Source organism: Streptomyces sp. NPDC059010 (assembly GCF_042740355.1).
In the GTDB taxonomy this organism is placed as follows: domain Bacteria; phylum Actinomycetota; class Actinomycetes; order Streptomycetales; family Streptomycetaceae; genus Streptomyces.
In genome coordinates this window covers 119,723-131,177 of the sequence record NZ_JBHYJA010000021.1, presented here as the reverse complement: position 1 = coordinate 131,177, position 11,455 = coordinate 119,723, and the positions used below count along the sequence as shown (strand labels likewise).

The window sequence follows — 11,455 nt, the reverse complement described above, 5'->3', positions numbered from 1 at the left end:
TGATGATCGACGTGATCGTCGCCGGTGGCGGACCGACCGGTGTGATGCTGGCCTGTGAGCTGCGGCTGCACGGTGTGCGCGTGGTCGTGCTGGAGAGGGATCCGGAGCCGACCCCGGTCGTCCGCGCGCTCGGCCTGCATGTGCGCAGCATCGAGGTGCTGGACCAGCGCGGTCTGCTGGAGCGGTTCCTCGCGCACGGCCGGCGGCACGAGGTCGGCGGCTTCTTCGCCGGCATCGAGAAGCCGTGGCCGACCGGGATGGACACCGCACACGGGTACGTCCTCGGTATCCCGCAGCCCGTCACCGACCGGCTGCTGGCCGAGCGCGCCGGGGAGCTCGGCGTCGAGATCCGGCGGGGCTGCGAGCTGGTCGGGCTGAGCCAGGACGAGGACGGTGTGACCGCCGAACTGGCCGACGGCACACGGCTGCGGTCCCGCTATCTGGCCGGCTGCGACGGCGGGCGCAGCACGGTGCGCAAGCTGCTCGGGGTCGGCTTCCCGGGAGAGCCGTCCAGGGTCGACACGCTGCTGGGCGAGATGGAGCTGACCGCGCCGCCAAAGACGCTGGCGGCCGTGACGGCCGAAGTCCGCAGGACCCAGAAGAGGTTCGGTGCCGTGCCCCTCGGGGACGGGGTGTACCGCGTGGTCGTACCCGCCGAGGGGGTGGCCGAGGACCGCTCGGTACCGCCGACCTTCGAGGAGGTCGAGCGGCAGCTGCGGGCGGTCGCCGGCACCGACTTCGGGGTGCACTCGCCGCGCTGGCTGTCCCGCTTCGGCGACGCCACCCGGCAGGCCGAGCGCTACCGGGTCGGCCGGGTGCTGCTGGCCGGCGACGCCGCGCACATCCATCCCCCGACCGGCGGGCAGGGCCTCAACCTGGGCATCCAGGACGCGTTCAACCTGGGCTGGAAGCTGGCCGCCGAGGTGAACGGGTGGGCGCCGGAAGGGCTGCTGGACAGCTACCACGCCGAGCGGCACCCGGTGGCCGGCGACGTGCTGGACGACACCCGCGCCATGATGCACCTGATGTCCACCGAGCCGGGCCCCCGGGCGGTGCACCGGCTGCTGTCGGAACTGATGGACTTCGACGAGGTGAACCGGTACCTGATCGAGAAGATCACGGCGATCGGGGTCCGCTACGACTTCGGTGAGGGACATGAACTGCTCGGCCGGCGGCTGCGGGACGTGAAGCTGAAGCGGGGGCGGCTGTACGCGCTGACGCACGGCGGCCGCGGGCTGCTGCTCGACCAGACCGGCCGGCTCTCGGTGGCGGGCTGGGCGGACCGGGTCGACCATGTCGCCGACGTCAGCGACGAGCTGGACGTACCCGCGGTGCTGCTGCGGCCGGACGGACATGTGGCGTGGGCCGGCGAGGACCAGCGGGGTCTGCTCGGGCAGCTGCCGCGGTGGTTCGGCGCCGCGTCCGGCTGAGCGCGCGGGCATGGGCCGGTCGGCCGTCCGGCCGGGGGTGTGCACATGGGTGATACACCCCGCGACCGGACGGCAAAGACCCGGCGGCCCCCACCGCTCCCTGTTTGATGAGGTCACCCACGACCGAAGCGAGGGAGCATGGCCGACGGCACCATGGACACTCAGCCGCCCGAAGGGCTGAAGGCCGATGCGATCGGTTTCGTCGACGCGCTCGTCATCGGGCTCAACGCGACGTCACCCGCGTACTCGCTGGCCGCGGCCATCGGCCCGGTGGTGGCCCTCGTGGGTGTCTACGCCCCCGGCGTCATGCTCGCCTCGTTCGTCCCGATGCTGCTGATCGCATCGGCGTTCTACTACCTCAACAGGGCGGACCAGGACTGCGGGACGACCTTCTCGTGGGTCACCCGGGCGATGGGTCCGTGGGCCGGGTGGCTCGGCGGGTGGGCCATCACGATGACCGGCGTCCTGGTCATCGGGTCGCTGGCGGACGTCGCGGTGACGTTCGCCCTGCTCGCCTTCGGCCTGGACGGCTGGGTCGACAACGAGTTCGTGCGCGAGCTGCTCACGGTGCTGCTCATCCTGGTGATGACCGCGGTGTGCGTCATCGGCACGGAGGTGTCGGCCAGGGTGCAGAACATCCTCATCCTGGCGCAGGTCGTCTGTCTGCTCGCCTTCGCCGTGGTGGCGCTCTACCGGGTCTACGCCGACACCGGCACCCTCGACTCCGCCGACCCGGCCCTCAGCTGGCTGGACCCGTTCGGCGCCGGGGGCGCGGAACTGACGGCGGGTCTGCTGCTGGGCGTGTTCATCTACTGGGGCTGGGAGTCGGCGGTCAACCTCACCGAGGAGGTCGAGAACCCCGCCACCGCTCCCGGCAGGGCGGCCGTGTGGTCGACGGTGATCCTGCTGGTGACCTATGTGTCGGTCGCCTACGCGGTCGTGGCCTACGCCGGACCGGCGTACCTGGCCGAGAACGCCGAGGAGGAGGAGTTCATCTTCGCCCTGCTCGCCGACGAGGCGATGGGCGCCTGGGACTGGGTCGTCCTGCTCGCGGTCTCGACGTCCGGGCTGGCGTCGACGCAGACGACCATCATCCCCGCCTCCCGTACGGCACTGTCCATGGCCCGCCGGCAGGCCCTGCCGAGGCACTTCGCCCACATCCACCCACGGTTCCGCACCCCCGACGTGAGCACCTGGTGGGTGGCCGGCATCGCCATCGCCTGGTACATCGCCGTCCGCCGGATCAGCGAGAACGCCCTCTTCGACTCGCTCACCGCGCTGTCCCTGCTGATCGCGTTCTACTACGCGCTCACGGGCGTCGCCTGCGCGGTCTACTACCGCCGCCATCTCACCGAGAGCCTGCACCACTTCGTCCTCATCGGCCTCGGCCCCCTGGTGGGCGCCGGACTGCTGGCCTGGCTGCTGGTGGAGTCGGTCTCCGACATGTCCGATCCCGCGAACTCCTACAGCGGCGTCTCGTGGTTCGGGCTCGGCCCGCCGCTGGTCATCGGCATCGGCATCACCCTCGCGGGTGTGATCCTCATGGTCGTGTGGCGTCTGACGGCCCCCGCCTACTGGGCGGAACGCCCGGAGGTGGTCGACCCCGATCTCGTCCACGGCGACAGGGAGCACTGACGATGCCGGTCACTCTCGGCCGGCCCTGATCAGCCGGCTCCGTCCCCGCTCTCGACCGGATAAGGCACGAACGTGCTGCTGTTCTGGTCGATCCGCAGCCGGCGCCCGAGCGGCGGCGCGGCCCGCTGGGGGCAGTCGAGGCGCTCGCAGACGCGACAGCCCATGCCGATCGGGGTGGCCGCGGCGGTGTTGGCGAGGTCGAGGCCGTCGGAGTAGACGAGCCGATGGGCATGGCGGATCTCGCAGCCAAGGCCGATGGCGTACGTCCGCCCCGGCTCGCCCCAGCCGCCGCGGTGCCGGGTGACCACCCGGGCGGCCCACAAGTACCGCTGGCCGTCCGGCATTTCGGCGATCTGGACATGGATCCGGCCGGGCGCGGCGAACGCCTCGTAGACGTTCCACAGCGGGCAGGTGCCGCCCGCCCGGGAGAAGTGGAACCCGCTGGCCGACTGCCGCTTGGACATGTTCCCGGCCCGGTCCACCCGGACGAAGGAGAAGGGCACCCCGCGCAGCCGAGGCCGTTGGAGGGTGCTCAGGCGGTGGCAGACGGTCTCGTAGCCGAGGCCGTAGCGGTCGGTGAGCCGCTCGATGTCGTAGCGCACCTCCTCGGCCGCCGCGTGGAAGGCGGTGTACGGCAGGATCAGCGCGGCGGCGAAGTAGTGGGCGACGCCGATCCGGGCCAGGGCATGGGCGGGCGAGCCGGGTTCGAAGTCCTCGGCGGCCCGGCGGTCCAGGTCGTCGCCGTATTCGAGGAGGGCCAGCTGGGTCGCCATCCGGAAGGCGCGCTGGCCGGGGCGGAGGCGGCCGGAGAGGTGGAGGGTGCGGGTCGTCGCGTCGTAGTGGTGGAGCCGGTTGTCGGTGTCGTGGGGGTGCGGACGACTGCCGGTGTCGTGAAAGTGCGGTCGACTGCCGGTGTCATGGGGGTGCGGTCGACCGCCGGTGTATTGGGGGTTCGGACGGTCTCCGGCTTCGGTGGTCAGGCGGACTCCGTGGGCGTCGGTCAGTCTCGCCGCGAGGGTGCCGATGACCTCTCCGGGCCGGATGCCGATCTGGGCGGCGAGGTGCTCGGCCGCGAGGTCGGTCTCGTGCAGGTAGTTCTGGCGGCGGTAGAAGAAGTCCCGGATCTCCTCGTGCGGTGAGTGCGGCGCCGCGTGGCCGGTGTCGCGCCCGTCCGCGAGCCGCTCGGACAGCGCCTGGTTGCGGCGGCCCAGTCCGACCAGCACCTGCGCCACCGCCGGCATGCGCGAGGCCAGTTCGGCGAGGTCGGACGAGGAGACCCGGGACTCGGCGATCTCCCCGGCCAGCGCCTCGCGCAGGTCGGCCACCAGCCGGGTCGTGTCACGTTCGGAGAAGAAGCCCGGGTCGAGCCCGAACGTCTCGGTCAGCCGCAGCAGCACGGGCACGGTGAGCGGACGGGAGTCGTGCTCCATCTGGTTCAGATAGCTCGGGGAGATGTCCAGGGCGCGGGCGAGTTCGGCCTGGCTCATCCGGCGTTCCTCGCGCAGCCGCCGCAGCCGCGCGCCCGCGTAGGTCTTGCTCACTTCGGCCCCTCCTCCGTGTGCGGACAGGGGCAGCGTACGCGAGGAGCACCCGCCGCCTCCCTTCGCAAAGTTGGCAGACGAGGGCCGGAAGATTCGCAGAAGTTGGCAACGGTCCACGGTTGTTGGCACTCAGTGCCAGTGCCAAAGTCGTCGGTGCGGCCAGCGAGTTGCACTGGTTCGCACTCAGCACGAGACACGCAGTGCCAATCCCTGCCTGTCCAGGCACACGGATTGGCACTCAGCACAGACCGAGGAGACGGTGACAGTCATGGCAGAGGCGAGCACGCAGGCGGCCGGGGAACTCGCGCGGCGCTGGGCCACCGACCCGCGCTGGCAGGGCATCGAGCGCACCTACACCGCCGAGGACGTGGTACGGCTCTCCGGCAGCGTCCGTGAGGAGCACACCCTGGCCCGGCGCGGCGCCGAGCGGCTGTGGCGGCAGCTGCACGAGCGCGACTACGTCCACGCGCTGGGCGCGCTCACCGGCGGCCAGGCAGTCCAGCAGGTCAAGGCCGGACTCCAGGCCATCTACCTGTCCGGCTGGCAGGTCGCCGCCGACGCCAACCTGGCCGGGCACACCTACCCCGACCAGAGCCTGTACCCGGCCAACTCGGTGCCGCAGGTGGTCCGCCGGATCAACAACGCGCTGCTGCGCGCCGACCAGATCGCCACCGCGGAGGGCGGCGAGGACACGACCGACTGGCTCGCGCCGATCGTCGCCGACGCGGAGGCCGGGTTCGGCGGCCCGCTCAACGCGTTCGAGCTGACCAAGGCGATGATCGCGGCGGGGGCCGCCGGTATCCACTACGAGGACCAGCTCGCCTCCGAGAAGAAGTGCGGCCACCTCGGCGGCAAGGTCCTGGTACCGACCTCGCAGCACATCCGCACCCTGAACGCGGCCCGGCTGGCCGCCGACATCGCCGGTGTGCCGACGCTCATCGTCGCGCGTACGGATGCGCTCGCGGCCAGTCTGCTGACCAGTGACGTCGACGAGCGGGACGCCGAGTTCGTGACCGGGGAGCGGACGGCGGAGGGGTTCTACCGGGTGCGCAACGGGATGGCGCCGGTCATCGCACGCGGGCTCGCCTACGCGCCGTACGCCGACCTGATCTGGGTGGAGACCGGTACGCCGGATCTCGCGCAGGCGCGGGAGTTCGCCGAGGCGATCCATGCCCGGTACCCGGACCAGATGCTGGCGTACAACTGCTCGCCGTCCTTCAACTGGAAGGCGGCGCTGGACGACGACCAGATCGCCAAGTTCCAGCGGGAGTTGGGGGCGATGGGGTACCGGTTCCAGTTCATCACGCTGGCCGGGTTCCACTCGCTCAACCACGGGATGTTCGACCTGGCCCGGGGGTACGCCGAGCACGGTATGACCGCGTATGTCGAGCTGCAGGAGCGGGAGTTCGCCGCGCAGCAGCATGGGTTCACTGCCGTCAGGCATCAGCGGGAGGTTGGTACGGGGTATTTCGATCTGGTTTCGACTGCTGTCAATCCGGCTTCTTCGACCACGGCTCTGGCCGGGTCGACCGAGGAGGAGCAGTTCCACTAGGTCGTGGGCGGGCTGCGGGCCGGTTGTGGCTGGTCGCGCCCGCGCGGCGGAGCCGCATATCAGCACAGCCCCGCGCCCCTTTGAGGGGCGCGGTCCCTCAGCCCTTTTCAGGAGAATCCCCATGTCCGCAACCGCACTTACACACTGGCTGCGCGTGCTCGCCGCTCCCGGTCACCGGCACGACGAGGTCCTCACCCCGGCCGCCCTGGACTTCGTCGGCCGGCTGGTCGGGGCCTTCGGGGAACGCCGACTGGAACTTCTCAAGGAACGGCGTCGGCAGGCGCTGCGCCTTGGCTCTGGCTCGCCGCTCGACTTCCCCATGGTCACCTCCGGCATCCGCGCCGATCCCAGCTGGCGTGTCGCACCGCCCGCCCCTGGGCTGGCCGACCGGCGCGTGGAGATCGCCGGGCCGCCGGATCGCCGGACGGCCGTCGACGCGCTCAATTCCGGGGCCGATGTGTGGATGGCGGACTTCGCGGATGCCACCGCCCCCACCTGGGACAACGTCATCGACGGCCAGCTCACGTTGATCGACGCCATCGAGAATCGCGAGCAGCCCGCCACCACCATCGTGGTCCGGCCGCGGGGCTGGCATCTCGATGAGGAGCATCTGGAGTTCGACGGCCGGCCCGTGCCCGCCGCTCTCGTGGACTTCGGGCTGTACTTCTTCCACGGTGCGCGGCGTCAGATCGACGCCGGTCACGGGCCGTACTTCTGCCTGCCGAAGCTGGAGAACCGGTACGAGGCCCGTCTGTGGAACGACATCTTCGTCACCGCGCAGGAACTCCTCGGCATCCCGCGCGGCACGGTCCGCGCCACCGTGCTCATCGAGACGATCACCGCCGCCTTCGAGATGGAGGAGATCCTCTACGAGCTGCGTGAGCACTCCTCCGGCCTCAACGCGGGCCGTTGGGACTATCTCTTCAGCCTGATCAAGACCTTCGGCCACCGCACCGACTTCCTGCTCCCGGAGCGCGGGCAGGTCACGATGACGGCGCCCTTCCTGCGGGCGTACACCGAACTCCTCGTGCGTACCTGTCACAAGCGGGGCGCGCATGCCGTCGGTGGTATGGCCGCCCAGGTGCCGGGCAAGGATCCGGCCGCTCACGAGGCGGCGGTCGCCAAGGTGCGGCTGGACAAGGAGCGGGAGGCGGAGGACGGCTTCGACGGATCCGGGGTCGCGCATCCCGGGCTGGTGGAGCTGTGCCGGGAGGTGTTCGACGGGGTCCTCGGGGACCGGCCCCACCAGATCGACCGTACGCGTGACGAGGTCGAGGTGACGGCGGCCGAGCTGCTGTCGGTGCGCCGGACCGGCGGGCCGCCGAGCGCCGAGGGTGTGCGAGCCAATGTCGCCGTGGCGCTGCGGTACTTCGCCGCCTGGCTGCGTGGGCGGGGTGCCGTCGCGCTGTACGGGCTGATGGAGGACGCGGCGAGCGCGGAGATCGCCCGGGTGCAGATCTGGCAGTGGCTGCGGCACCGGGTGGTCGAGCGGGAGACGGTGGTACGGCTGCTCGAAGAGGAGCTGGTTTCGCTGGGTGCGGAGGATCCGTGGGCGCCGTTGGACGAGATTCGCGCGCTCTTCGAACGCACCGCGATGGCGGGTGAGTTGCCGCTGTTCTTCACCCCGGACGCGTACACGCAGCACCTCGTGCGACGAGTGGAGGAGGGGGCATGAGCGGGGACTTCAGGCGCGTCGGCGTGGTAGGCGGCGGGCAGATGGGGGCCGGGATCGCGGAGGTCTGTGCCCGGGCCGGGCTGGACACCGTGGTGTGCGAGGCCGACGCCGTCGCGGCCCGGGCCGCCCGGGAGCGCGTGGCCGCCTCGTTGGAACGGGCCACCAGGCGGGGCAAGTTGACGGAGGCCGAAGCACAGGGCGCGCTGACGCGGCTGGTCTTCACCGGCTGTCCGGAAGACCTGGCGGATCGGCAGCTCGTCATCGAGGCCGTCGTCGAGAACGCCGACGCCAAGGTGGAGGTGTTCACCGCGCTCGACAAGATCGTGGCGGATCCGGCGGCGGTCTTCGCGACCAACACCTCCTCCCTGCCCGTGATGCGCCTCGCCATGGCCACCGGCCGCGCCGACCGCGTGGTGGGACTGCACTTCTTCAACCCGGTGCCCGTGCTGCCGCTGGTCGAGGTCGTCACCTCCCTGCACACCGCTCCGGAGACGGCCGCCGCGGTCGAGGAGTTCGCCACCGGGGTGCTCGGCAAGACGGTCGTCCGCTCCCGGGACCGCGCCGGTTTCGTCGTCAACGCGCTGCTCGTGCCCTACCTGCTGGCCGCGATCCGCATGGCGGAGTCCGGGTTCGCCACCGCGGCCGACATCGACGCCGGCATGGAGCTGGGCTGCGCCCACCCCATGGGCCCGCTGAGGCTGGCGGACCTGATCGGCCTCGACACGGTCGCCTCGATCGCCGAGTCGCTGTACGACGAGTTCAGGGAACCCCTGTACGCCCCTCCCCCGCTGCTCCAGCGGATGGTCGAGGCGGGACTGCTGGGCCGTAAGACCGGGCGAGGGTTTCACATGTACGGCACCGGCATCTAGGGTTGCCGGTGCAGCTGGTTCGCCCCGTCCGCCAGGCGGGATGCGTCGTAAGAGGGAACCCGGTGGGAATCCGGGACTGCCCCGCAGCGGTGAGCGGGAACGACCGCCGTCATACGCACTGGGTCCGACGTACCGGGCCTGGGAAGCGACGGCCAGTAGGTGTCCTCGGGTGATGAGGACGTGCCCGCGAGTCCGAAGACCTGCCAACTGCCCGTGCGCGGACGATTCCGCGCGCGGACATCCCGGTGACCCCGAGGGCGGGTCGGCGTGCATACCGAACGGGCGGCCAGGGGCCGTTGCCGTCCGGTTCCGTCACCCCTTCGCGCTCTCGTCCCCCGTCGCCGGGATCTCAGGGATTCATCTCGCGAAGGAGATCTCCGTGACCACCGAGTCCGCAGCCGCGGCAGCACGGACCACCGTGTACGGCTACCCCCGGCAGGGCCCGAACCGGGAACTGAAGAAGGCGATCGAGGGCTACTGGAAGGGCCGCGTCACCGCCGACGAGCTCCGCTCCACCGCGGCCGGCCTGCGAGCCGGCAACTGGCGGCAGCTGGCCGAGGCCGGCATCGACGAGGTCCCCACCGGGGACTTCTCGTACTACGACCACGTCCTCGACACCACCGTCATGGTCGGCGCCGTCCCCGACCGGCACCGGGACGCCGTCGCCGCCGACCCGCTCGACGGGTACTTCGCGATGGCGCGCGGCACCAGCGACGTGGCGCCGCTGGAGATGACCAAGTGGTTCGACACCAACTACCACTATCTGGTGCCCGAGTTGGGCCCCGAGACAGTGTTCGTGGCCGACTCCGCCAAGCAGGTCGCCGAGTTCGAGGAGGCCGTGGCCCTCGGTCTGACGGCCCGGCCGGTCCTGGTCGGCCCGGTGACCTATCTGCTGCTCGCCAAGCCGGCCCCCGGCGTGGCCGCCGACTTCGAGCCGCTCACCCTGCTCGACCGGCTGCTGCCGGTGTACGCCGAGATCCTCGCCGACCTGCGCGCGGCCGGCGCCCAGTGGGTGCAGCTGGACGAACCCGCCCTGGTCCAGGACCGCACCCCGGCCGAACTCAACGCCGCCGAACGCGCCTACCGCGACCTCGGCGCTCTCACCGACCGGCCGAAGCTGCTGGTCGCCTCGTACTTCGACCGGCTCGGGGAGGCGCTGCCGGTGCTGGCGAAGGCGCCGGTCGAGGGGCTCGCGCTGGACTTCACGGAGTCCGCGGCCGCCAACCTGGACGCGCTCGCGGCCGTCGGCGGACTGCCCGGCAAGCGCCTGGTCGCCGGTGTCGTGAGCGGGCGCAACATCTGGGTCAACGACCTGTCGAAGTCCCTCGCCACCCTCGGCACCCTGCTGGGCCTGGCCGACCGGGTCGATGTGTCGGCCTCCTGCTCCCTGCTGCATGTGCCGCTCGACGCGTCCGCCGAGCGGGACATCGAACCGCAGATCCTGCGCTGGCTCGCGTTCGCCCAGCAGAAGACGCGGGAGATCGTCACCCTCGCCAAGGGCCTCGCCCAGGGCACCGACACCATCGCCGCCGAACTCGCCGCCAACCGCGCCGACCTGGCCTCCCGCGCGGGTTCCCCGGTCACCCGGAACCCGGACGTCCGGGCGCGTGCCGCCGCCGTCACCGAGGCCGACGCGCGCCGCTCCCGGCCGTACGCCGAGCGGGCCGCGGCCCAGCGGGCCCACCTCGGTCTGCCGCTGCTGCCGACCACCACCATCGGCTCCTTCCCGCAGACCGGCGAACTGCGCACCGCACGGGCGGACTTGAGGGCGGGCCGGATCGACACGGCGGGCTACGAGGACCGCATCAGGGCCGAGATCCATGAGGTGATCGCCTTCCAGGAGAAGGCGGGCCTGGACGTCCTGGTGCACGGCGAGGCCGAACGCAACGACATGGTCCAGTACTTCGCCGAGCAGCTGACCGGCTATCTCGCCACCCAGCACGGCTGGGTCCAGTCCTACGGCACCCGCTACGTCCGTCCGCCGATCCTGGCCGGCGACATCTCCCGCCCCGTACCGATGACGGTGCGCTGGACGTCGTACGCCCAGTCCCTCACCTCCCGTCCGGTCAAGGGCATGCTCACCGGGCCGGTCACCATGCTCGCCTGGTCGTTCGTCCGCGACGACCAGCCGCTCGCGGAGACGGCCCGCCAGGTCGCCCTCGCCCTGCGCGACGAGGTGGGCGACCTTGAGGCGGGCGGGACTTCGGTGATCCAGGTCGACGAACCGGCCCTGCGGGAGACCCTGCCGCTGCGCGCCGCCGACCGTGCCGGGTATCTGGCGTGGGCGACCGAGGCGTTCCGGCTCAGCACCGGCGGGGTCCGCCCGGACACGCAGATCCACACGCACATGTGCTACGCCGAGTTCGGGGACGTCGTCCAGGCCATCGACGACCTCGACGCCGACGTCATCAGCCTGGAGGCCGCCCGCTCCCATATGCAGGTCGCCCGGGAACTCGCCGCGCACGGCTACCCGCGCGAGGCCGGACCGGGCGTGTACGACATCCACTCGCCGCGCGTCCCGAGCGCGGTGGAGGCCGCCGAGCTGCTCCGCACGGGGCTCCGGGCCATCCCCGCCGAACGGCTGTGGGTCAACCCCGACTGCGGCCTGAAGACCCGCGGCTGGCCCGAGACCCGGGCCTCGCTGGAGAACCTGGTCGCCGCGGCGCGCACGGTCCGAGGGGAGTTGTCCCCGTCCTGACCGGGGCCCCGGGTATGGGCCGGGGGGGCCGGAGCGCCCCGGCCCCCGCGGGTGT

Annotated in this window: 7 protein-coding genes and 1 riboswitch; of the genes, 6 read left to right on the top strand and 1 reads right to left on the bottom strand. The window is 71.5% G+C overall.

The window, feature by feature from the left end:
* Positions 1-2 precede the first annotated feature (2 nt).
* On the top strand, positions 3-1,430 hold the full coding sequence (rox, locus tag ACFWYS_RS23725) for a rifampin monooxygenase (RefSeq protein ID WP_384772336.1): 1,428 nt from the start codon (positions 3-5) through the stop codon (positions 1,428-1,430).
* A 138-nt stretch (positions 1,431-1,568) separates the two neighbouring features.
* Positions 1,569-3,065, top strand: a complete 1,497-nt coding sequence (locus ACFWYS_RS23720; protein ID WP_384772333.1) for an APC family permease — start codon at positions 1,569-1,571, stop codon at positions 3,063-3,065.
* A gap of 29 nt (positions 3,066-3,094) precedes the next feature.
* On the opposite strand, the gene ACFWYS_RS23715 is transcribed toward ACFWYS_RS23720, so the two are convergent.
* Entirely contained in the window at positions 3,095-4,606 is a 1,512-nt protein-coding gene (locus ACFWYS_RS23715; protein ID WP_384772330.1) for a short-chain fatty acyl-CoA regulator family protein, read from the bottom strand.
* Positions 4,607-4,874: 268 nt separating this feature from the next.
* On the opposite strand from ACFWYS_RS23715, the gene aceA reads away from it, so the two are divergent.
* The 4 genes from aceA (at position 4,875) to metE (ending at position 11,400) form a co-directional block, all read left to right on the top strand.
* Positions 4,875-6,158 (top strand): isocitrate lyase, encoded by a 1,284-nt coding sequence (gene aceA, locus ACFWYS_RS23710; RefSeq protein WP_384772327.1) that lies wholly within the window; start codon positions 4,875-4,877, stop codon positions 6,156-6,158.
* 121 nt (positions 6,159-6,279) lie between these two features.
* The gene (aceB, locus tag ACFWYS_RS23705; protein WP_384772325.1) at positions 6,280-7,833 is read left to right on the top strand and encodes a malate synthase A; all 1,554 of its coding nucleotides are present in this window, start codon (positions 6,280-6,282) and stop codon (positions 7,831-7,833) included.
* Complete coding sequence (locus ACFWYS_RS23700) at positions 7,830-8,702, top strand: 3-hydroxybutyryl-CoA dehydrogenase (protein ID WP_384772322.1); 873 nt, start codon at positions 7,830-7,832, stop codon at positions 8,700-8,702. Before aceB ends, ACFWYS_RS23700 begins: the two co-directional genes overlap by 4 nt.
* Positions 8,701-8,925: riboswitch (cobalamin riboswitch) on the top strand. (Overlaps the previous gene by 2 nt.)
* A gap of 156 nt (positions 8,926-9,081) precedes the next feature.
* The gene (metE, locus tag ACFWYS_RS23695; RefSeq protein WP_384772319.1) at positions 9,082-11,400 is read left to right on the top strand and encodes a 5-methyltetrahydropteroyltriglutamate--homocysteine S-methyltransferase; all 2,319 of its coding nucleotides are present in this window, start codon (positions 9,082-9,084) and stop codon (positions 11,398-11,400) included.
* Positions 11,401-11,455 lie beyond the last annotated feature (55 nt).